The organism is Kitasatospora sp. NPDC001664 (assembly GCF_053596675.1).
Map to the genome: position 1 here is coordinate 160,901 of NZ_JBSFGS010000006.1, position 21,273 is coordinate 182,173.

Below are 21,273 nucleotides of genomic sequence, written 5' to 3' on the forward strand. Positions count from 1 at the left end.
CGACCTGGCCTTCCTGCCGATCAGCCGCGCGGACGGCAGCTGGTACCTGTCCGTGGGTTCGGGCCGCGTCCCGATCCGCGACGAAGCCCTTGTCGAGGACCTAGGCCGGCTGCGCGACCTGCTGCTCACCGGCTCCCTGCGCGAGGGGGTGAGCGAGCAGTGACACCGGTCAACCGGGACCAGAGCCCCCAGCTGGAGGCCGAGCAGGCGGTGCTCGGCGCGTGCCTGCTCGATCCGTCCCAGGTCGGCACGCTGATGGGGTGGCTGGAGCCGCGGCACTTCTACCGTCCGGCCCACGAGGGCTTCTTCGCGATCCTGCTCGCCCAGCACGCCGCCGGGCACCCGGCCCTCGCCCCGGAGGCCGGTAACGACCACAAGCAGGACTGGGCGTTGACGGCCATCGCGACCGCCGCCCGCGAGGTCCGCGGCTTCACCGCCAGCTACGGACACACCCTGGCTGCCACCTGTCCCCGGTCCGAGCACGCCGCGAGCTACGGCCGCATGGTGTTGGAGACCGCCGTCCGGCGGGCGCTGGAGGAGCACGCCCACCGGTTGCTTGCCGCCGCCGAGGCGGATGCGGTCGAGGCCACGGTCGAGCTGACCGGCACCCTGCACGCCGTGATCCAGCGCCTTGCCGACGCCTGGGGAACGATCGACCAGCGCTCCGGCCGGCCGCTTCCGATCCCGCCCTCCTCGGGGCCCGCGCCCAAGGCGGTCGAGGCCGCCCGGGAGCACGAACAGGTGCTGCTTTCCAGCCTCCTGAGTGCGCCGGGGCAGATCCCCGAGATCGCCTCCTGGCTCACCGGCGAGGACTTCGTCGACCCCGGCCACCGCGCCGTCTTCCTGGCCATGGCTGCCCTCGCGCACCGGCGCGAGCCGCTGGACGAGCTGACGGTGCTGTGGGAGGTGCAGCGGCGCGGAGCACTTGCCGCAGGCGTGATCTCCGTGGCCCGGGTCCGGGAGATCTGCTCGGACGGGATGCCCGGCGACCCGGCTTACTGGGCGGAGCACGTCCTGCGCGCCGCGCTGCTGAGGGCCGCCGCCACCTCGGCCGGCATCGTGAGGGTGATGGCGCTGGACGCCTCCATCGCCGCCGGTCCGCTGCTCGGCTCGGCGATCCGGGCGCTGGCCCCCGCCGACCGCGTGCAGGACCGGCTGCGCGCCGCGACCGCCGCCCCCGCCGAGCGCGCTGGGCCAGTCGTCCTCGGCACCGCCCGCCGCAAGGGCGCTGCTCTGAGCCGCAGCCCCGCCCCACCGTCCGCCGCGCCCATCCGATCCGCCGACCGGGCAGGCGAGTCCGCCACCCGCACCCGCCGCTGACCTCCGGAGAACCACCTGCCTCCCACCACCTCCCGTCCCCGCGCCCAGTCCGTGCACCGGCTCCACGCGGCGGCCGACACCATCGAATCCCTCAAGCACCAACTCCCACGCGCCTACCGCGAAGAGGGCCTTCCGGGCCTTCGGGAAATCGCCGAGCACATCCGGGCGATCCGCGACTGCCAGGACGACCTGCTGGACGTCACCGCCGCCCTGCACCACCCTCACGCCCAGAGCGCCGACCGGGCCATCGTCCGGTCCCTGACGGCGGCGACCGCCCAACTGGGCGAGGCGATCGGCGCGCTGGGCCGGGCCACCGCCATGGCCGGCCGCCTCTTCGAGGTCGACGGAATCGGCGGCCCCCGCGCCGAGGAGGTCCGCGAGCGCGGCTCCCAGCAGCTCAACATGGCGCTCTCGCGTACCCGCCTCGCCCTCGACGGCGCCTGCGAGGACCTGCGCCGCGACGCCCGCTCGCTCACCGGCCCCGCTTCCGGCCTCGGCCACCGTTCGGCCCCGCGGGCTGTCGCCGCCACCGCCCGCGCCGCTGCCGGCCCGGGCGCCCGCACGGTCACGTCACTGCCGGCCCGCACCGGACAGCACGCCGCCGTCGCAGGGCGGCGCCGATGAGGCCCCCCGCCGGCGCCGGGCCCTCGACCTTCGGCGGAGCCGTGTCCGACACCGCTCCGTCCGCCTACCGGAACAACCTGGAGGCGGTCGCCGGGATGCTGCGCGCCCTGGGGTACAACGCCGCCGCGACCCCTTCCGGACCCGTCCCCGGCATCCCCGACCAGAACGCCCTGCTGGAGCAGTGCCGCCAAGCGGCGGCGTTCATCCGGCACTGCGGCCACAACGCCGAGCACTACCGCCGACGAGCCGCGGACAACCCGTCCGCGGCAGTGCTGGCCGGAGCGTACGAGGCTGCGATGCGCCGCGCCGCCACCGTCCACCGGCACCTGGGCGCCGCCGTCGATCTCGCAATCCAGTGCACGACCGGCACCCCGGCCAAGCCGGGCAGCCCCGCCTCGGAACTGCGCCGTCGCCAGGCCGAACACTCCGGCATCGCGCTGGAGAGTGCGGAGCGGTACGCGACCCAGGGGGCCGAGGAGGTGCGGGCGTTCACCAACCGGCTCGCGCCCGCCCCGCAGGAGGATCCCGTCGAGGCAGCACACGCACCCGCGCCTGCCGCCACCGCGCCTACCAGGAACCGCCGTTGAGCACCGACCCTCCGTACCCGCCCGTGACGGCCGGACTCCGGCAGGCCGATCTCGACACGCTGGGCGACCTCTCCGAGCAGCTGGCTGCCTTCGCCGGCGCCATCCCCGCACCGGCACCGCACGAGCCGCTGCCCGAAGTGCGCGATCTGGCCTGGCCGATGGTGCGGCTGCAGGAACTGATCACGGTTCCGCTGGACGAGAGCTTCTTCCGCGCGACGAACACCGCAGGCCCCGATGCCGTGCTCGGTGTCTTCCTCGCCACGACGACGGCCCTCACCCTCGCCCAGAGCGCGCTGGCCCGGGCCACGAACCTGCTCGCCGACCCGGTGCCGGCCCCCGAGGCGCTGGGCAGCGCCCGCCGCTGTCTCACCACCGCCCGCAGCACCGTCCGCTCGGCAGCCGAAGCGCTGCGCGAGAGCGTGGACACCGCCTCCGACGCTCCAGAGGTCACCACCCTCGCCTCCCGCCGCCGCCCCACCGTGCCGGTCGAGGACCACCCACCGGCAGCGGGCGGCTCCGAGCGCCGAGTGGCCGCCGCGCTTCGCCGCTCGCCCGCTCTCGTCCTGGTCTCCCCGCCCTCCGAGTCACCGACTCCGCCCGACCGCCCCGGCGCCCCGCCGGCGACGGTCGTGCCACTGCGGCGGACCTGACGCCCCCGCCCGCTCGGCCGGAGTTCCGGTTGCTGCCTCTCCCGTTGACACACCGATTCCGCCGGCCGTCCGGCAGATCCCGATCCGATGGAGCCCCACCACGTCCTCCGACCGTCCCCCCGCCGAGGTCACGGCATACCAGCGGCACCTGTGTGACGTCGCGCACCAGGCCGAGACTCTCGCCGCGAAGCTGCCCACCACCCGTACCGCCGCTGCCGCCGGCGTCCCCGACGCCCGCGACGTCGCCGTCCACCTGCGCGCGATGCAGGAGCTGCAGACCAGCACCCTGTCGGCAGCCGACTTCTCCGACCAGTTCCCGGCGCACCCCACCACCATGACGGCCGCCCGGCTCACCGCTCTTTCCCTGGCCCGCGCCCACGCCGGAGTCACCGAGGCCACCCGGCACCTGTCGTACCTGCTCCAGCACGCCGTGAGTGCCGACGTCTGGGCCCTTCCCGACGCCCAGCCGGTCAACCCCGCCGCCGTCTACAGCGCCACTGCCACCGAACTGCGCCGGACTGCAGGGCAGTTGCGCATCGACGCCGACCACCTCGCCTCCGCCGGCGTCTCCGCTGTCCCCGCCCGTCCCCGCCGATCCGCCGCCCTCACCGTGACCCAGCGGATCCGCCGCGTCCTGCCCGGCCGCCGGACCGACCCTCTCCCGATCGCCGCGCTGCCCCGCCACAGCGCCCCCGCACCCCGCCGCTGACCCAAGGACCCACCCTGACCACCACCATCTCACCCGACCGCCAGGCCCAGTGGCTGCTCGGTACTGCCGCTGACCTGCATCGATTCAGCGAAGAGCTGTTCAGCATCTACTGCCACCACGATCCGCTGCCCGACCGCCTCGGCGCCGTCCTGGACTCCATGACCGACGTGCAGAAGACGCTGCTGGCCAACGCGATCGACGAGTACGACACCACGGCCGCCGACTCCACCAGGCCCGAGGACATCGCCTGGCGGCGGGGCACCCTCGCCTACGCCTACGCCGGCCTGCTGACCGCGAAGGCGATCCTGCGCGCCCAGCCCGCCCTGGTCGCCGTCACCCTCAAGCGGATCAGCCCCGAGTCCGACCGGTGGCCGCACCGCACCGCCTACTTCAAGTCCCTGGCCGCCTCCCGCGGCGTCCTCGAAGAGGCGGTCTGGAAGCTCAAGGAGGTCGCGGCGGACCTGACCGGCCCCGAGCCGGACTTCCTCACCCTGACCGGCGACGCCGCGATCGTGCTCACCCGCTCCGCCTCCCTGTACCAGCGCCCGGCCAAGCCCGTCACCGCGAAGAACGCCGCAGGCCCCGGCGCAACAGTGCAGGTGTCACCGCCCGCCGTGGCCGCCGCGACCGCCCGCAGCTGGGCCCGCCGATGAGGGCGCCGGGCGGCGGGTGGCCGCGTATCGGAAGCATGTGCTCCGGCTACGGCGGGCTGGACCTGGGTGTCCAGGCCGTCCTCGGCGGGAGCGTGGCGTGGCATGCCGAGATGAACCCGAACGCCGCCTCGATCCTCGCCCACCACTGGCCTAGAGACGCCAAATCACGGCGACATCAACGCAGTTGACTGGAGCCGCGTCGAGCCGATCGACGTGTTGACGGCAGGTTTCCCCTGTCAGGACCTGAGCGTGGCCGGCAAGCGCGCCGGGCTCGTCGAGGGCACCCGCTCCGGACTGTGGCTGACCATCGCCCGCGCGATCGACGTCCTCAAGCCGAAGTTGGTGATCATTGAAAACGTCCGCGGAATCCTCAGCGCAGCCGCTGGGACGCCAGCCGATGGCGACGTGGAGTGCGGCTGGTGCGATCTGGGAGACGGCGGAGGTGAGCCTGCTCTGCGGGCACTCGGCGCGGTTCTCGGAGACCTGGCCGACCTCGGGATGGATGCGCGGTGGACGGTGCTACCCGCAGCTGCCGTCGGCGCCCCCCACCGCCGTGAGCGGCTGTTCCTCGTCGCCTGGCCTTCCGACGCCGAAGGCCCGCGATGCGAAGGGGCCGGATGCGAAGCGGGAGGATCTCGGGCATGCGGTCACCCTGCTGAAGACGCCGACCTCGAACTTGGGTTCGATTGGCGGGAGCCAGCACCCGGACAAGCGGCGCCAGGGCGGCCACGGGCCGAACCTGAGCGACGAGGTGGAGCACCTGCTCTTCCCGACGCCGAAGGCATCCGACGGAACACACGGAGGCCCGAACTCCCGTGGCAGCAAGGGGGATCTCACCCTGCCGTCAGCGGCAGCGCAGCTGCTGCCGACGCCGAGGGCTTCGGACACGGGGACGCCCGGGCGCCGGGCGGGGGCGGGGTTCCGCCCGCCGCTGTCGGCGGTGGTCCTGCCGATTTGGGAGCAGGACAGCTCGGGCTGAACCGGTGGGGCCCGTACGGGCCGGCCATCGCCCGCTGGGAGCGCGTCACCCGCCCCGCCCCCGAGCCGACCGACGAGCGGGGGCGGCTCGCGCCCCGCTTCGTCGAGTGGATCATGGGCGTCGGCGAGGGCCACGTCACAGCCGTTCCGGGCCTGTCCCGCTCCGCCCAGCTGACCGCCCTAGGCAACGGTGTCGTCCCCCAACAGGCCGCCACAGCCTTGCAGTTGCTCGGAGCGGCCGACCTGCTTACCGCCGCCCGCCGCTGCGGCCGGCGGTGAGCAGGGGAGTGCTTATACACCAGGTCCGGCCCGATACGTCGGGCCGCCGAGCGCACATCCTCGTGTCATCACCCGCCGACGAGAGGCACCCGCCCCTTTGACCACCCCCGAGCCCGACCCGACGTCCCAGCCGGACGGCTACACCAACGCCCAGCTCGACGTGCTCACCGCGAAGCTGAGCGCTCTCGCGGCGGGATTCGACCTGCAGGCCGAGCAACTGGCCAGCATGACCACCGCCCTCGACCCCGAGGACGACGGCGATCAGGATGCCCCTGGCGGCGCCGAGCCGCTGTTCATCCTCGCCTTCGACGACCCGCAGTACGACCAGGAACTGGAGCTGATGACCCCATGGGTAGACGAGATCTGGACCAAGATCTACGGCCCCGAGACCACCGCCGGAAAGCCCTGGTGCCCGAGGTGGAAGGAGCATCCGGAGGCGGTCGCCCGACTGCACGCCGTCTGGCTCGCCTGGCAGGCCGCCCTCGACCCCGAGTCCGGTGCCGCCGGCCCCAGTTCGTGGCAGCGCGACCACCTGGAGCCCGCGCTCATGAAGCTGCGCTCCGCCGACGGCCCGTTCGCCGCCTGCACCAGCAGCGGTGGCCACATCAGCCACCGCGTGCTGCCGCACCCCGCGCTGACCGACACCACCCCTGCCGCCCACCCCCTCGCCTGACCGAAAGAGCCGACCCTTGCCCGACTTCAACCTGCCCGGATGGCGTCCCTCCGACGCCGCCTCCGCCGAGGCCCAGGTGCAGTTCCTCGCCGCAGAGGATGCGTACGAACTGCTGACCGAGGTCACCCACGACCACGACGGCACCAGCGACGACTTCCTCCTCTTCGAGGACGTCGCCGGCTACTCCGCAGGCTCGCTGCCCGCAGTCGCCGCGCACCTGCACTACGGCGAGGACGGCAAGACGTTCAGTCTCGCCACCGAGTCCCTCCCCACCTTCGCCCTGGCCGCGGCCTGGCTCGTCCAGCGCGGCGCCGAGAGCGACGCCTTCCTCGACCGGGCCGGCCACCCCGGCGCCCCGGCCGACGCCCGCAGCGCCGCCGCCGCCGCGCGCCTGCTGGAGTCCGGCTCCCGCTATCGGCTGGTCGAGCACGGCGCCGAGCCGGGCGAGAGCTGGGCGATGCTGCGTGACGGCAGCGCCGCCGGAGCCGGTGGCCCCTTCCTGCTGCACCTGGAGACCGTCGACCCGGACCGCGGCTACACGCTGCGCGAGGGCTCCTTCAGTTCGCCGCAGGAGGCTCAGCAGTGGCTGGAGAACCGCCGGACGCCCCTGCCGCCGGTTGCCGACGGGGACGTGTCCGTCGTGGTCAGCCCGCAGGCCAACGCCGCCCGTTCCCGCACTGGGACCGGGCAGCACCGGGCGCTCGCCGCCGAGCCCGCGCCCGCCCTCACGACGGCGGCGGCCACTGCTCGCAGGGCCGTTCGGTGACCACGCCGACCCGGCCGCTGGCGGGTTTCAGCGCCCACCCCGAGGCCCTGGACGATCTGCTGTCCGTGCCGCAGCACGTGCGGATGCTGGCCCTGGGCTACCTCGGCCGGCTGGTGCGGGCCGAGGTCCGCGGCCCTCTGCTCGAAGAGCAGGGCGAGCGCGACCTGCGGGGCGCCCGAAAGTTGTATCTGGACGACGCTCTGGACTACCGGCTCGTCTACGTGGAGCGCCGCGCACCCCACAACCCGCGCCATCTGCAGGGCATCCACCTGGTCGCCGTCGGCGAGCGCCGGGGGGTCGCGGTCTACGAGACCGCGGCCCGCCGCCTGCGGCAGGCCGCCAGCCAGGAGGTACGGCGCACCGGGATGCCGGCCCGCTTCCAGGCCGCCCTCGCCTCCTCCACCCGGACCTCCCCGGCCCTGGCCGCCGCCTCGGCACCCGCAGCGGCCGGAGTGTCGCCGGCCGTCGCCCTCTCCCCGGCAGCCCGTCAGCGCTGACGTCGCCCAACTGCCCAACCGCACGCCTGAATCGGAGATCAACCAGTGTCGACCGCCACCGCCACCACGCCCGTCACGTTGCAGTCCTCCACCAGCGCCGTCCAGCGGGCCGCCGAGGTCCTCTCCACCCGCTGGGCCACCCGGATCGTCCACGCGCTGCGGCACGGCACGACGAACAGCGGCGACCTCTTGGCGGCCGACCCGGTCATCCCGATGAGCAGCGCGTACTCGGTCGTCCGCACGCTTGCCTCGGCCGGGGTGATCACGCGGATCCCGACCGGTGCTTCGCGGTTCGACCTCGCGCTGTCCCCGGCTGGACGGGCCCTGGCGCCCGTGCACGCCACCGCGCTCGCCTGGGCCCAGCGCTACCCCCGGTCGGGCGTGGAGGCAGAGCAGGCACCCGAGATGATCGAGGAGACGCTGTGCCTGCTGGCCAGCTCCTACACCGTCCCGCTGCTGAGCGAGCTGGCCGGCCGCGAACCGCTGGCCTACCCGCAGCTGGTCGCTTCCCAGAACGCCCACGACAAGGCCGCCGCGTACAAGCGGCTGCTCGCCCTGGAGGAGCGCGGCCTCGTGGTCCGCAGCGGCACCCGCCGCACCTACCGCTGGAGCGCCACCGAGGCGGGACTCGCGATCGGCCGGGTGCACGGCGGCCTCACGGCCTGGGCCTCCGCCACCCACTCCGAGGTCGCACCGGCCAGGCCCCGCACGGCGCTGGCCGCCGCCGGCGACACCGCCGCCGTCGTGCAGAGCTCGGCGCAGGGCGACCTGTTCTCCCCGCCGCAGAGTGCCGAACGGCCGGTGAGCGCCCGGGCGGCGGCTGCCGACCTGCGCAGCATCACCCTTCACATCTCCTTCTCCCACGCTCCGGCTCCGCAGCCGCCCGCCCCGCTGCTCGTCGCCGCCTCCGCGCGCCGCCGCTGACGAGCCCCCGCCCGACCGGACTGCCGATCCCACCCGAGGTCCATGATCACGCCCTCCCCGTCCTCCGCCCCCACGAGCAGCACCCCCACTCCGGCCGTCGGCCCTGCGCCGGATGCCGACAACCCCCGGCCGACGCTTCCGGCAGATGCCAGCCGGACGGACGGGCGGTCCATCCTGCGGACCCCGTACGTCGTACCGCTGCTGGCGGGCACCCTGGTGGGCCGTCTGCCGGCGGCAACGGCTCCGATCGCCGTCCTCCTGGCCGCCCGGGCCGATCACGCCTCCACCGCGCTCGGTGCCGTCCTGACCGCGCTGTACGCACTGGCGGGGGCGATCGGTCAGCCGCTGCTCGGCCGGTTGGTCGACCGCTCCACCCTGGCCACCGTCGCCCTGCCCGCCGCGGCGGTCTCGGGTGGCGGGTTCACCGCGCTGGCCGTCGTGGACTGCGCGGCGAAGCCTCTGCTCGCCGGGGCGCTGTCGGTCGTGGCGGGTCTGGCCACGCCGCCACTTGAGTCAGGGCTCAGGGCAATGTGGAGTCGGCTGATCGACCCGAGCCGTCATCACACAGTCTTCGCCCTCGACGCCGCCGCACAGGAGGTGGTGTTCGTCGCCGGTCCGCTGCTGGCCACAGCGGTGTGCCTGCTCGCCTCGCCTGACTTGGCACTCGTTGCGTGCGCGGTGGCCGGCGGCGCGGGCACCTTGGCCGTCGCCATGCGTGGTCCGGCCCGCGTCCGCTCTGCGGCACGTGCGGTCCACTGGCTCGGTCCGCTTCGTTCGACCGGCCTGCTGGTGCTGCTCGCGGCCTCGGTGTTCCTCGGGGTGACGCTCGGCTCCGTCACCGTCCTGGCGCTGTCCTACGCCGACCGGCACCACGAAGGGTGGCTCGCCGGAGTGCTTCCGGCCGCGCTGTCGCTCGGCAGTCTCCTCGGCGGCACGGCGTGGGCCAAGCTCAAGCGCCCGTGGCCGCCCGGCCGGGCCCTGCCCGCGGTCGGCGGCGCGTACGCCGCAGCCTTCGCCGTCCTGCTGCTGCCCGCACCCCCGTGGCTGATGATCACGGCGAGCATCTTGCCGGGACTCTTCCTCGCCCCGTGGCTCGCCTGCGCCTTCCTCGCCTGCAACGGCCTGGCGCCGAGCGGCACCGCCACCGAGGCCGCCGCCTGGCTGATCGCGCTGATCGGTCTCGGCCAGGCCGCGGGCACCGCCGCCGCCGGGCAGCTCTCCGCGTCCGGCCACACCGCCACGGCCGCCGTCCCCCTGCTCGGCGCCGCGCTGGCCGCTGCCGCGCTCGTTGCGGGACGCCGCCGGCTCTCGCTTCCCTGATCTCTCTTTTCTTCTTGGAGCTGGATTTCTTGCCCAACCGCACCACCAAGGCCAAGCCCGCGCCGATCACCGTCGTCTGGGACTGGAACGGCACGCTTCGAAACGACCTGGACGATCACATCGCGGCCCTGAACGCGACCCTGCCCAGTCTGGGCGGTGAGCCGGTCAGCGTGGAGACCTACCAGGCGCTGCACCGGATGCCCATCCGCGACTTCTATGCCGACCTGCTCGGTCGCCGGCTGGGCGACGAGGAGTGGCACGCCGCCGATGACGCCTTCCTCGCCGAGCTTGCCCGCCGGCCGGTCCGGCTCCAGCAGGGTGCCCGGCAGCTGATGATGGGCCTGCGGGCCCGGGGCGTGCGGCAGAGCCTGCTGTCGCTGGCCCCGCACGAGCGGCTCGTCGGTGAGGTGGTCAAGGCGGGCATCACCGGGCTGCTGGAGCGGGTCGACGGCCGACCGGGGGCGGCGGTGGCGAGCAAGGCGCCCGCCATGATCGAGCACCTGCGGGCCCTCGGCCCGGGGGTTGACCCGGCGCGGACCCTGGTGATCGGGGACAGCGTCGACGACGCGGTGGCCGCGCAGGCCGTCGGCGCCGTCCCGGTGCTGCACACCGCAGGGCTGCACGGCGCGAAGCGGCTGGCCACCGCCGGCGTTCCGCTGGTGGACACGATCCAGGACGCCGTCACCACCGGTATCGCCATCATCACCTCCCGCCAGCTGGCCGCGGCGTGAGCGCGGACAGCGGACGCCCGATCGCCGCGTGGAGGCCCCGGGTGCCCGGCAACGTTGACCTCGGTAACCGGCTGGTGTGGTCCGAGCTGCAGGTCGAGCGGCCCCGCGACCTGCCCGGGCACGGCACGGCCACCCTCCATGGCGCGGTCGCCGACCAGATCGCCTCCACCGCCGTCAAGCTCGACGACGTGCAGACCCGGCTGGTCGCTCTCGCTGCCTCCCTGCGGGACGACCTCCAGCGCATCGAGGCCGGCCACGACGCCACCCTGCCCGTCACCAACGGCATCATCCGCAACGGCGCTCTCGACATCGACCTCCTGGTCACCCGCCGCACCGAACTGCACCGCTCCCTGACCGCGCTGATCGGCGTCTACAAGGAACTGCCCACCTTCGTCCCGCCCCCGGCCCCGGTGCCGACGGCGAAGACGGCAGCAGCGGTGACCCGGCTGCCTCAGCGGCAGGAGGAGGCTCTGAGGCTGATCGGCTCGTCCACGGTCACCCTCTTCAAGGGCGTGCGCGGGTCGGTCAGCGTCGTCGCCCCCGGAGCCGCCATCAAGGCCGCCACCGTCGATGCCCTGATCGGCAAGCAACTGGTGAACCACTACGCCCGCAAGGACCTCTTCCGGGGCCACGACCTCTCCCTCACCCCCGAGGGACAGGCCCGGTACGAGGCGCTGCAGCGGCCAGCCGCCCGCGCAGCCGCCGCCCGCACCCGCCCCGCAGGCCAGCCCTTCACGCCGGAGACGGCGCCCGCCATAGCCGTCGCCGTGTCACCACCGGCGAACCGGTCCGTCCGCTGACCACCGACCTCGCCCCCAGCGGACCCGCGCGGCCCGCCTTCCGACCGCACTCAGGAGACCCCTCATCGGCAGCTGGAACACCGGCCCTTTCCACAACGACGCCGCCATCGGCATCGCCGAGCGCTTCGACAGCCTCTTCCCCAGCGAGCTGCCCCCGTGGCTCCACCGCCTGTTCGACGTCGCGGTCGCCATGCCGGAGGGCCCGCTCGACACCGACATGGCGCAGGAGGTCATCGCCGCCGCAGCCGTGATCGCGTCGCAGCGCCCGGGCGGAGGGGACGTCGATCTCGCCAGCGGTCCGCGCGAGCTGGTCCCGACCCTGCCGTCGGACCTTCGGTCGAAGGCGGTCGCCGCCCTCGACCGCGTCCTCGCTCACGCCGACACCGAGGTGGACCGCTGGTTCGACCGTGCACGAGGCGAGCGGTGGCTCAACGGGGTGGAACAGATCCGCCTCGTCCTCCAAGAGGAGCCGCCACCTGGCCCGGCCCCTGCCACGGAGCCCCGCAGGCAGCGGCGGGTGTTCGCTGGCCAGCGGCTCGTCCAGGAGCGGCTCGGCGTCGAGGACGCCTGGGACCTGCCTGCCCGGCATCCCAAGGCGTCGCTGGCGCGCGGTCTGGCCGAGTTGCTGGAGCGCCAGGCGGGCGAGGTGGACACCATCGACCGAGAGCTGCGCACGGCGGCCTCCCGGGCCGGCGAGACGCTCACGCAGGTCGCTGAGGGCAACCACACAGGCGTCCAGACCAACGGCGTCCTGCGGTTCATCGGTGTCGAACTGGAGACCCTCGGGGCCCGCTTCGCCCTCGCCAGCCGCGACCTGCAGGACCTGGTCAACCGGTACGAGTACGCCGTCGCCAACGGAACGGATCAGGCCGTTGCCCAACGGTCGGCGGCGGCCCGGACCCGGACCACGTCCGGCGCAGCCGCCGAAGCGGGCCCGCCGCCCGCGTCCACCCGCCAGGCGTCCGTCGCCCGCGCCCTGGACGCGCTCGCCCCGCACGGAGCCGTCCGCGTGCTCCTGTCCGTCAGGCTCGCCGAACGCTCCGCCGAGGGGCTGAGGGCCCTGCGGATCACAGCCGCCAACCCCGTCGTCGCTCTGCACCCCGCTGCTGTCGAGGAACATCACCGTGACCTGGAGCGCCATGGCCTGCTCCGCACTACCCCCACCGGGTTGGAGGCCACGGCAGCGGCGAAGGAACTGTGGCCGGTCTTCCTGGCCGCCTCCGGCTGGGCCGCAATGCACCGGCAATGGTTCCTCGGCGAGGAGCCCATCGAGGTCGCCGTCGAGGAGGTCCTGCGCATCAGCGCGCAGCCGCTCACCGTGCCTGTCCTGGACCGGCTCCGTACCGGGCCTTCCACCGAGGACGACCTCGCACGCCCGATGACGGCCGCGGCCCGCGCCCAACTGCCCGACCAGCTCTCCGTCCTCGTGCAGCAGGAACTGCTGGCGCGCCTGCCGGACGGTGCCCTGCGGGCCACTACGGCCGGCAGCCAGCTCGCCGAGGTCCACGACACCCTCGCCGACTGGTACGGCCAGCACCTGGCCCCCGCAGTGCACCCGGGCCGCTCCCGACCGCAGCGCCGGGCGGGCGCGCTCGCCGGCCCGGCACGGGCGGCGGGCGAAGAGCCTGCCCCCGTCGGGCCTCCGACCATCGGGCCGGCCACCGGATCCCCCTCCCACCGCCGCTGACGCGAGAAGGACACCACCCATCACCACCCTCGAAACCCTCGAAGACACCCGCTTCGATGTCGACGACCTCCGGCCCGTCACCGATGACGACGAGTCGAGGCTCGACGACCTCTGCCTCGGCCTGGACCTGCTCATCTGCCTGGGGGTCCAGCACGCCACGAACCCGCACACCGAGCTCCTCCGCGACAGCTTCTATGTCGTGTACGACGGCTCCATGACCTGGGCCGACATCCCCGGCATGGCGCAGTACGCGGCCATCCACGTCGAACGCGATCTTGGGGAGGGCACGTACCGGCTCGACTACAGCCGCCACCCCATCGCCGCTCTCGCCCAGAACTGGCTCATCTCCCGCGGCGCCGACCAGGACCAGCTCACGGTGCAGTTCGAGGACCCCATGGACACCGACCAGGCCACCCGGGACCTGGAGGAGGCCCTGGCCGCCTCCGGCGGCCGGTTCCGGATCCTCGACGACTACACGAATGACAGTTCGGACTTCTACGAGACGTGGATCATCGCGGTGGACGACCGGCCCGAGCCGGGGCAGCAGCCCGTCCGGGTCTTCTTTGAGGACGTCGACATGAAGGGCCACTCGTACACGCTGCGCCAGGGCGGCTTCGCCACGGTCGACGACGCGCGGAGCTGGGTCGACCGGGTGGGAGAGCCGGACAATCCGCTGCCGCCGCTGGCCTCGGCCCCCAGCGCCCGCGCCGCCAGCGCAGGGGCGCACAGCTCGGTCGCGGTCACCCTCTCGGCCCCGAACCCTGCCCCGGCATCAGTTCCGGCCGCTGGCCGCCACGACCGGCCGAAGCACCGCTGACGCCCCCTCTCTTCCTGGAAGGACCGCGCATCTCCCCGAACGACGACGCCCACCAGCCGTCGGCCACCACCGGGCCGCAGCGGCGCCCGCGCACGACGGAGCGCCGCAGCGTGCAGACCACGGTGCGGTTCACCCCGGCCGCCATCGCCGCCATCGGCGAGCGCGCCGCCGCCGAGCGCCTCACGATCGCCGGGTTCATCGGCAACGCCGCCCTGGCCGCCGCGCAGTGCGCTGATCCGCTCCACCGCCCCGACCGCGACCCGCGGCGCCCGCTCGTCGAAGCCCTCGACCGCGTGGCGGGCGAGCTGAATGCCGCTGTCGCCACCGTCCGCAACTCCGGCGCTGGGCCGGTGCGGGAGGCCGCGCTTGTGGTCCTGCCCGCTGTCGCCGAGCGGGCGTACTCCGTCCTGGACGCCGTGCTGGAGGCGTCGTGATCCCTGACGTCTCCCGGGGCAACGGCATCCGGCCGCTGCTGGCGTACCTCTACGGCCCGGGCCGGCGCGAGGAACACGACGATCCGCACCTCGTCGCCGCATGGGACCTGCACGGCGCCCCCGACCCGGGGCGCCAGCCGGGCGCGAGCGTGGGCCGGCTCGCGGACCGCCTCGACCAGCACGCCCGGCTGCGCGCCGCCGAGCTGGGGGCGCTGCCGCCGAACCGGGTGTGGCACTGCGCGGTCCGGGCCGCTCCCGAGGATCCGATCCTGGACGACGCCCAATGGGCCGAGGTCGCCCGGCGCATCGTGCGAGCCACCGGCATCGCGCCCGAGAACGGCCCGGCGTGCCGGTGGGTGGCTGTCCGGCACGCCGTCCACCACATCCATCTGGCCGCTGTCACGGTCCGGCCGGACGGCTCCCGGCCCATGACGCACCGCGACGCGGCGCGCGCCCAGGCCGAGTGCCGGGCGATCGAGGCCGAGTGGGCGCTGCGGCCCGTCGGCACCGGACCTCGCGTCACCACCAGCTACCCCACCAGCGCCGAGATCATCAAGGCGGAGCGGCACGGCTGGAGCGAGCCCTCCCGGGTGTGGCTCCAGCAGCAGATGCGCCCGGCGCTGTCCGAGGCAGCCGACCTCGACACCTACTTCGCCGCGCTGGCCGAGCGCGGGGTCATCGTCCGCGTCCGGCACGGCGAGGACAACACCGCCGTCGGCTACAGCCTGGCCCGCCCCGGTGACGTCCGCGCTGGCGGGGCGATCGTCCACTTCGCGGCCGGGCGCCTGGACTCCGCGATGACCCTGCCCCGCGTCCTGCACCACCTGTCCGAGAAGAAGTCCGCCGAAGGAATCCGATCATGACCAGCCCCCAGAACCACCCCAGCCCCCTGGCGGACTTCGCGCACGCCCTGGCCCAGCGGCTCCCGGAGCGGTGGGAGGCCACCGCGCTGGACCTGTGCGACGACGCCGACCTTCGCCACCACTTCCACGACCGCGTGTGGGACCACCGCAGCGCACAGGACCTCGGGCTGGACCGCGACACCATGGCGGAGAGCGCCGTGCTCGACGGCCCCGACGGACGCCGCCTCCTGGTACTGCCCGCCGCCGAGGCTGGCCGGTTCCTGATCTGCCCCCTCATAGCCTTCGACGTGCTCGTGTACAACAGCGCCTCCCAGCTCAGCTCCGCCGTCGTTCCCGCCGACCCGGCCACGGCCGCCGGCGAACTCGCCGAGATGATGCTGCCCGTCTACGAGAGCGAACTACGCACCCGGCTCGACCGTGCCCTCGACGTCCGAGACCCCACCGCGGCGACCCTCGCAACCTTCCTAGCCGCCGAGGCTGAACACTCCGACGACGCCGAACTGGCCCAGGAGCTCTACGACATGAGGGCGGTGCGCTGGTTGTCCCATCCAGAGGACACCGACCTGCTGCGCTGTGCCACCGAGGAAGTCCTCGCCGCTCTGGGGTTGCTGCTGGGCCGCCGCGGACCGCTGTCCGAAGCCCTGGTCGGCGTCACCACCCACGTTCGGATCTACTGCGAGGTGCACGACAGCTGCGAGGCACTGATCGAGGCCGAGGTGATCGGCCGAATCCTCTCCGCCGCCGGTCTGGCCGACACCGGCAGCGGCATATTCGATCCCGCGATCACGGCGAAGATCGCGGCGATCGACGCCCTCCCGATCGACCAGCAGCGGGCCCTGGTGCGCTCCGCCGCCGCGACGTACACCCAGCGAACCAACGCCGGCTGATCCCCGGGGCGGTCCGGCATGAGGGCAGCACCCGCACCGTGAGGCTCCAGCCGCCCAGCGTGATCGGTGCAGGACCTGACACCGTTCGGCGTCACCGTCGACGGATCACCGGCCCGGGCGGCCGTGGCGGTCCGCCGCTGGGTCCGCGCGGCCACCGCCCGCACCAGCCTGCCGGCCGGAACCGCCCCGGTCGTCGTCTACTTTGCCGGGCCCCCTGCGCCCGGCCACCCCGATTTCGGGCCGAGGCCGAGTCTCGGCCCCCTGACCGAACGAGATTTGTGCCCACTGCCTCCCTCACGCCCACTGACCCACTCCTTGCCGTCCAGCCAGTCCACCTCGCCGGGCCCGGCGACACCGACCTGCCGCCCCTCCTCGCCGCCGAGCACGGCTGGTTCCGCCCCTACAACTCGCCCACCCACCTCGTCCTCGTGAGCGATACCAACGGCATCGCCCTCTCCAACGGACCAGCTCTGACCTCTCTGTCCCTGAGCGGGATCGGCTGGTCGGTCGACTTCTGCCACCAGGTGCCGACCGAGATCACCCAGGCCCTGCTCGACGGGGCCGCCTCCGGCGTCCGCCACACCCCGGACCTCTTCACCGGCACCGGCCGCCTCGCTGGCCACCACGCCCGCGCGGCGCTGCTCGCGGCCGGCTGGTCCGGGCAACAGCGGGACGGCTACGAGCTGGTCTCCGCTCCCGACCGGCACGCAGCCCTCTCCTTCCCGCTGCAGGCACCCGGCAGCGAGGTGATGCTGACCGGTGCTGCCGAGACCGGGACCTGGACCGTGCGGTTCGGCGCGATGGCTCCCGAGCCGCTGCTGACCGCCGCTGCCGCCGCTCTCCTGGGCCCGGCCGTCCGCCGGGCCGAGCAGTTGCCGGCCCGCTACCGGGAGCTGCTGACCACCCAGACGCTCCCGGACCGGCCGCCGCGCACCGGACGGTCCGGCGCCGCCCGGGCCCGGAGCACCGCCGCCCGGCCGACGCCCTCCACGCCACCGCCCGCCACCCGACCGCACGGCAGCACCGCGTCCGTGGCGGCCCCCCGGCGTCGTCCGTCCTGACCTCGAACCCCGCGCCCCTGGAGACCCCCGCTGCCTGCCGAACCCGACACCGACGAGCTGGTTGCCGTCCGCCCGCTGGACCTCGCCGGGCACGGCACCGCGGCGTTCGACCTCCTGCACCACCTCGCCTCCGAGTACCAGTGGCGGATCGCCGCCGACGGGGAGAACCCGCAGCTGGACAGCTCCTGCCAGCGGCTGCGCCTGAAGTTCGGCGACTTCTTCTCCGGCAACCACTTGTTGGCCGACAACTGGATGCTCCAGGCCCGCACCGCCCCGGACAGCGAGTGGCTGTGGTGGGCGTGCTTCAGCCCGCAGACACCGCACGAACTCACGTACGGCTTCGTCCTGGAGAGCGCCCAGCGGCTCGCCACCGACCCCGGCAGCGTCCTCACCCGACGCGACGTCGCTGACGACGCGTCCGACCTGCTCGCCGCTGTCGGCTGGCACGAGAGGGAGCACCCCCTCCCGGGCGTCCGCATGATCACACCCAGTGGTAACACCGGTGCCGCCCACACCTTCCAACTCCCCGAGCGCGGCCTGTCGTTCATCATGAACAACACGAGTTCCGCCCTGGCCTGGTCGATCTCCATGTCGCCCCGGGTGCCGGAGGCGCTCCTGCGCTCCGCGGCAACCGCCCTGGTCGACGGCCAGGTGCTCCGCCGCCGCAGCGAGATCCCCGCCCACCACGCCGAGCGGGTCACGATCGCACCTGCGCGCTCAGCCGTCCCGCCGAGGTGGGTGGCCCCGAAGGCCGGCCGCACCGCCGGGCAGAAGCACCTGCCCGCTGCCGACCCGAAGGGGGCTGGCGCTGCTGAACAGCCCGCTCCCGGAGCGGTGTTGGTCGCGGTCACCCCGCGCCACTACGCCGGGCCCAGCATGGATGCCGCCGAGCGGCTGCGGAGCCGGCTGGAATCCGAAGGGTGGGTCCGCGACGAGGACGTCCTCACCAGCGCGTGCGGCCGGCTGGGCGTCGCCTGGCCCACCGAGTCGGACAAGCCGCGGGGGTGGGGGCGTGAGAGGACGTACGCGCCGTGGCGGGTCTGGGGTGCCCACCACCGAGGAGCGGGCGTCGCTTGGCGGGTCACCGGCTGGCGCCTGGTCCCCCAGGAGCTCATCGAAGGAGTGATCGGCGAGGCGGCCCAGATGCTGGAGGAGGCCGACAAGGCAGGAAGTCGCGCCCCGTTCGAGCCGGGCGTCATGGCCCTGGGCTTCCTGCCGCTGGCTGCCGCGGGCTGGACCAGTGAGGTCACGCCCAAGGGCGCCGCCACCTTCCACTCGCCTGACCAATACCTCAGCGCCCGCTGCGGACCGCCGGACGCCCTGTATGAACTCCGCGGGCGCCCGGCAGCCCGCATCTCCTGCCACCGGGCCCTCGGCTTCTGGGAGGTCGAGATCAGTGCGAACACGCCCTCCCGCCTGGTCGCCGTCCTGTGCCGCGACGCCGCCGACCCCTCGCCCCTGATCCGCAACACCGACCACCTACGCCTGGATGCCACCGACCGGGAGGTCGCCGTCGTCACCCCCGTCACCGCGCAGTCCCTCACCGCCTCCACCGGCCGCAGGGCCGCAGCCGTCACCCGATCGCTGCCCGGTCGAGCTGCTGCGGGCACCACGGTGCCGACGGGCCGCCCCGGCTCCGTTCCCCAACCCCCAAGCCCCCCGCAGCGGTGAGATCCCCAGGCCCCGCACCGCCGAGTCCCGCTCCCCGGAACACCGCTGGCACCGGCCGCCCAAGCCCTCTAACCCCCGAACCGAACAACACGGAGAAATCCTGACCTCGCATCCTCTCGACTCCGTCGCCAACGCCAACGGGCCCTCGCCCGTCCACGAGGCGGCGGCGCCAGCAGAGCGCACCGCCCAGCCGTTCGTGCCGATCCGGCACACCGGCACCGGCGAGATCACCACCACCGGCTACAACGCCGCCGCCCGGCAGATACTGCTTCGGGCCGGCTTCGAGGAGGCTCCTGGCTGCGCCTGCCCAGCGACGGAGTCCAGCACGGACCGACCGCACGGACCGGCGCGGCAGCCAGCGAGCTGCTCGCCGCCGGCCATACCGTGTACCTGGACCGAGCTCTCGGCCGACCAGTGAGCGCCGACCGTACGCCCCTGTCGGGCACGCCCGCACCCACCCGCGACAAGACCGCCCGCACCACCCTGGCCCAGCTGGGAGCCCGGGGCACGGGCGAGCCGGCCCGAGCAAGTTCGGTTGTCGGACCGACCGAACCGCCACGATCCCGGTGATCCTCCCGATCTCTCCCTCCGACGGCTGTCCCTGCCTGCGTCGGTGACCGGCAGGGTCACCCGGACCGTCTTCGAACCCACCAGCAGCCTTGCCGTGATCGCTGGTGCCCCTGCGCTGATGGAGACCCCCTGAGCACCACCGACCCTGACCACGACGATCTGGTCGCCGTCCGCCCCCTGGAACTCGCCGGCACCGGGACTCCACCCGGCGACCTGGGCGACCACCTCATCACCGCGTACGGGTGGGAGCACGATCCGGACAGCACCACCGACGAACCCCTGCTCGTCAGCCCCTGCCGCCGCATGGCCCTGGAACGCGGCGACTTCACCCTCGGACGCAGCAACCTCCAGAACCACTGGAAGCTCTCCGCATACGACAGCGGGGAGCCGGACGCCACGGAGCTCTGGTGTGCCTGGTTCAGCCCCCAGACGCCCTACGAGCTCACCCACGGCCTCGTCCTGGACGCCGCCGGCCGGCTCGGCAGCGACCCGGCCACCGTCCTGGCCGACCGCAGGGCCGGAGACGACATCGAGCGGATCCTCTCCGACGCCGGATGGACGATCAAGCGGGGCCCGTGGCGGACGTTCATCCACTCGCCCGGCGCTGCCACCCTCCTGGTGCCCTCCCACCCGGAGCGCACGCTCGCCTTCGGCATGGGCAACACCAGCTCCGAGCTGGCGTGGGAGGTCATCGCCTCGCCGTGGGCTCCCGAGGCGTTCCTGCGCACGACTGCGGTGACGCTGGCCTCGCACTCGGCGCTGCGCCGCCGCAGCGAGATCCCCGCCCACCACCTGGCCCGGGTCACGATCGAACCCGCCGCCTCCGCCACCCTCCCGCGCTGGCGCCCGCTGCTGGCGGCCCCGGCCCTCCCGACCGACCTGGAGAACCCACTGCCGACCACCCCTGCCCCGACCGCCGTCGAACCGCCGCGCGGAACCGGCCCTGAACCGGACCTGGTCACCGTGACCCCCCGCCACTACGCCGGCCCCGGCCGTGGCGGCGCCGAGCAGATCAAGGCGCATCTCGCCTCCCTGGGCTGGACGCTGGGCAACACGTCGATGACCAGCCCGTGCGGAAGGCTCGGGCTCGCCTGGCCCGACGGCACCGACGACCGGACGCGGCAGAGCGCTGCCTGGCGGGTCTGGGGTTCTCAGTACCGAGGAGCGAGCGTCGCCTGGCGCATCACCAGCGGCGACCTGGTCCCGCCCGAGCTGATCGCCGGCGTCGTCGACGAAGCTCTCGCCATGCTGGACGAGGCCGGATCGGATTCCCGCAGCCCGTTCCAAGCCGGCGTCCTGGGCCTGGGCTTCCTGCCCTTGGCCGAGGCGGGGTGGAAGAGCGAGGTCGAGCCCCGCGGCGCCGTCTCCTTCCGCTCGCCCGACGGCTACGTCAGCGTCCACTGCGACGTCCCGACCGCCCTGCACGACCTGCGCGGCAAGCCCGCCGCCCGCATCAGCTGCTACCGGGCCCTCGGGTACTGGATGGCGGAGATCAGCGCGAACACCCCTTCGCGCCTCGCCGCCGCCCTCTGCCGCGACCTCGCCTCCCCCGAACCCCTGCTGCGCAGCACCACCGGCCTTCACCTCGACGCGACCGACCGGAAGGTCGCCATCGTCACCCCGGTCACCCCCGAGGGCCGGGCCACCCCGACGGAGCGGCGGGCCGCTGCCCTCTCCGGCAGCGTGCCGACGTCAGCTGCACCCAGCCCCCCGGCCACCACCACCGCCCCCACGCCCCTGCGGAAGCCCGTCCGCTGATCACCGGGCGCACC

The 21,273-nt window shown here is 73.9% G+C and carries 24 protein-coding genes and 1 pseudogene; all 25 read left to right on the plus strand.

What is annotated here, in order from left to right; translation table 11 throughout:
- The first annotated feature begins 159 nt into the window (after positions 1-159).
- The 25 genes and pseudogenes from ACWCYY_RS11110 (at position 160) to ACWCYY_RS11230 (ending at position 21,259) form a co-directional block, all read left to right on the plus strand.
- Entirely contained in the window at positions 160-1,320 is a 1,161-nt protein-coding gene (locus ACWCYY_RS11110; RefSeq protein WP_449795757.1) for a DnaB-like helicase N-terminal domain-containing protein, read from the plus strand.
- Positions 1,321-1,371: 51 nt separating this feature from the next.
- The gene (locus tag ACWCYY_RS11115) at positions 1,372-1,944 is read left to right on the plus strand and encodes a hypothetical protein (RefSeq protein WP_449795758.1); all 573 of its coding nucleotides are present in this window, start codon (positions 1,372-1,374) and stop codon (positions 1,942-1,944) included.
- 41 nt (positions 1,945-1,985) lie between these two features.
- Positions 1,986-2,531: a hypothetical protein gene (locus ACWCYY_RS11120; RefSeq protein ID WP_449795759.1), complete on the plus strand. Its 546-nt coding sequence runs from the start codon at positions 1,986-1,988 to the stop codon at positions 2,529-2,531.
- Entirely contained in the window at positions 2,528-3,181 is a 654-nt protein-coding gene (locus tag ACWCYY_RS11125) for a hypothetical protein (RefSeq protein WP_449795760.1), read from the plus strand. The genes ACWCYY_RS11120 and ACWCYY_RS11125 overlap by 4 nt, the downstream gene beginning before the upstream one ends.
- Before the next feature lie 262 nt (positions 3,182-3,443).
- Positions 3,444-3,890: a hypothetical protein gene (locus ACWCYY_RS11130; RefSeq protein WP_449795761.1), complete on the plus strand. Its 447-nt coding sequence runs from the start codon at positions 3,444-3,446 to the stop codon at positions 3,888-3,890.
- Between the two features lie 158 nt (positions 3,891-4,048).
- On the plus strand, positions 4,049-4,543 hold the full coding sequence (locus ACWCYY_RS11135) for a hypothetical protein (protein ID WP_449795762.1): 495 nt from the start codon (positions 4,049-4,051) through the stop codon (positions 4,541-4,543).
- A gap of 213 nt (positions 4,544-4,756) precedes the next feature.
- A pseudogene (locus ACWCYY_RS11140) lies at positions 4,757-5,071 on the plus strand (DNA cytosine methyltransferase); the annotation flags it as partial.
- Positions 4,986-5,522: a hypothetical protein gene (locus tag ACWCYY_RS11145; RefSeq protein ID WP_449795902.1), complete on the plus strand. Its 537-nt coding sequence runs from the start codon at positions 4,986-4,988 to the stop codon at positions 5,520-5,522. The pseudogene ACWCYY_RS11140 and the gene ACWCYY_RS11145, both read left to right, overlap by 86 nt.
- Positions 5,498-5,800, plus strand: coding sequence for a hypothetical protein (locus ACWCYY_RS11150; protein ID WP_449795903.1), 303 nt, complete (start codon positions 5,498-5,500; stop codon positions 5,798-5,800). The genes ACWCYY_RS11145 and ACWCYY_RS11150 overlap by 25 nt, the downstream gene beginning before the upstream one ends.
- A gap of 97 nt (positions 5,801-5,897) precedes the next feature.
- Positions 5,898-6,473 (plus strand): DUF4913 domain-containing protein, encoded by a 576-nt coding sequence (locus ACWCYY_RS11155; protein WP_449795763.1) that lies wholly within the window; start codon positions 5,898-5,900, stop codon positions 6,471-6,473.
- Between the two features lie 16 nt (positions 6,474-6,489).
- The gene (locus tag ACWCYY_RS11160; RefSeq protein WP_449795764.1) at positions 6,490-7,239 is read left to right on the plus strand and encodes a hypothetical protein; all 750 of its coding nucleotides are present in this window, start codon (positions 6,490-6,492) and stop codon (positions 7,237-7,239) included.
- Positions 7,236-7,736: a hypothetical protein gene (locus ACWCYY_RS11165; protein ID WP_449795765.1), complete on the plus strand. Its 501-nt coding sequence runs from the start codon at positions 7,236-7,238 to the stop codon at positions 7,734-7,736. The genes ACWCYY_RS11160 and ACWCYY_RS11165 overlap by 4 nt, the downstream gene beginning before the upstream one ends.
- Positions 7,737-7,781: 45 nt before the next feature.
- Positions 7,782-8,660: a winged helix-turn-helix transcriptional regulator gene (locus tag ACWCYY_RS11170; protein ID WP_449795766.1), complete on the plus strand. Its 879-nt coding sequence runs from the start codon at positions 7,782-7,784 to the stop codon at positions 8,658-8,660.
- 42 nt (positions 8,661-8,702) lie between these two features.
- Positions 8,703-9,980, plus strand: a complete 1,278-nt coding sequence (locus ACWCYY_RS11175; protein WP_449795767.1) for an MFS transporter — start codon at positions 8,703-8,705, stop codon at positions 9,978-9,980.
- A gap of 29 nt (positions 9,981-10,009) precedes the next feature.
- A complete protein-coding gene (locus ACWCYY_RS11180; protein WP_449795768.1) occupies positions 10,010-10,711 on the plus strand; it encodes an HAD family hydrolase in 702 nt (233 codons plus the stop codon).
- Positions 10,712-10,752: 41 nt separating this feature from the next.
- Entirely contained in the window at positions 10,753-11,511 is a 759-nt protein-coding gene (locus tag ACWCYY_RS11185) for a hypothetical protein (RefSeq protein WP_449795769.1), read from the plus strand.
- Between the two features lie 64 nt (positions 11,512-11,575).
- Entirely contained in the window at positions 11,576-13,198 is a 1,623-nt protein-coding gene (locus ACWCYY_RS11190) for a DUF4259 domain-containing protein (protein ID WP_449795898.1), read from the plus strand.
- 214 nt (positions 13,199-13,412) lie between these two features.
- On the plus strand, positions 13,413-14,015 hold the full coding sequence (locus ACWCYY_RS11195) for a hypothetical protein (protein ID WP_449795770.1): 603 nt from the start codon (positions 13,413-13,415) through the stop codon (positions 14,013-14,015).
- Positions 14,016-14,125: 110 nt separating this feature from the next.
- Positions 14,126-14,449, plus strand: a complete 324-nt coding sequence (locus ACWCYY_RS11200; protein ID WP_449795771.1) for a hypothetical protein — start codon at positions 14,126-14,128, stop codon at positions 14,447-14,449.
- On the plus strand, positions 14,446-15,312 hold the full coding sequence (locus ACWCYY_RS11205; RefSeq protein ID WP_449795772.1) for a hypothetical protein: 867 nt from the start codon (positions 14,446-14,448) through the stop codon (positions 15,310-15,312). Before ACWCYY_RS11200 ends, ACWCYY_RS11205 begins: the two co-directional genes overlap by 4 nt.
- Positions 15,309-16,199 carry a hypothetical protein gene (locus ACWCYY_RS11210; protein WP_449795773.1) on the plus strand — a complete coding sequence of 297 codons (891 nt, stop codon included), beginning with the start codon at positions 15,309-15,311 and terminating at the stop codon, positions 16,197-16,199. Before ACWCYY_RS11205 ends, ACWCYY_RS11210 begins: the two co-directional genes overlap by 4 nt.
- Positions 16,200-16,477: 278 nt before the next feature.
- Positions 16,478-17,260 carry a hypothetical protein gene (locus tag ACWCYY_RS11215; RefSeq protein ID WP_449795774.1) on the plus strand — a complete coding sequence of 261 codons (783 nt, stop codon included), beginning with the start codon at positions 16,478-16,480 and terminating at the stop codon, positions 17,258-17,260.
- Positions 17,261-17,497: 237 nt separating this feature from the next.
- Positions 17,498-18,931, plus strand: coding sequence for a hypothetical protein (locus ACWCYY_RS11220; protein WP_449795775.1), 1,434 nt, complete (start codon positions 17,498-17,500; stop codon positions 18,929-18,931).
- 196 nt (positions 18,932-19,127) lie between these two features.
- On the plus strand, positions 19,128-19,349 hold the full coding sequence (locus tag ACWCYY_RS11225) for a hypothetical protein (RefSeq protein ID WP_449795776.1): 222 nt from the start codon (positions 19,128-19,130) through the stop codon (positions 19,347-19,349).
- 455 nt (positions 19,350-19,804) lie between these two features.
- The gene (locus ACWCYY_RS11230) at positions 19,805-21,259 is read left to right on the plus strand and encodes a type II toxin-antitoxin system HicA family toxin (RefSeq protein ID WP_449795777.1); all 1,455 of its coding nucleotides are present in this window, start codon (positions 19,805-19,807) and stop codon (positions 21,257-21,259) included.
- Positions 21,260-21,273 lie beyond the last annotated feature (14 nt).

What these genes read in the sequence shown, in the direction of transcription:
- ACWCYY_RS11230 (WP_449795777.1), top strand. Translation starts at nt 19,805, where the DNA reads ATGGCCCTGGAACGCGGCGACTTCACCCTCGGACGCAGCAACCTCCAG.
- ACWCYY_RS11135 (WP_449795762.1), top strand. Translation starts at nt 4,049, where the DNA reads ATGACCGACGTGCAGAAGACGCTGCTGGCCAACGCGATCGACGAGTAC.
- ACWCYY_RS11195 (WP_449795770.1), top strand. Translation starts at nt 13,413, where the DNA reads ATGACCTGGGCCGACATCCCCGGCATGGCGCAGTACGCGGCCATCCAC.
- ACWCYY_RS11130 (WP_449795761.1), top strand. Translation starts at nt 3,444, where the DNA reads ATGCAGGAGCTGCAGACCAGCACCCTGTCGGCAGCCGACTTCTCCGAC.
- ACWCYY_RS11210 (WP_449795773.1), top strand. Translation starts at nt 15,309, where the DNA reads ATGACCAGCCCCCAGAACCACCCCAGCCCCCTGGCGGACTTCGCGCAC.
- ACWCYY_RS11175 (WP_449795767.1), top strand. Translation starts at nt 8,703, where the DNA reads ATGATCACGCCCTCCCCGTCCTCCGCCCCCACGAGCAGCACCCCCACT.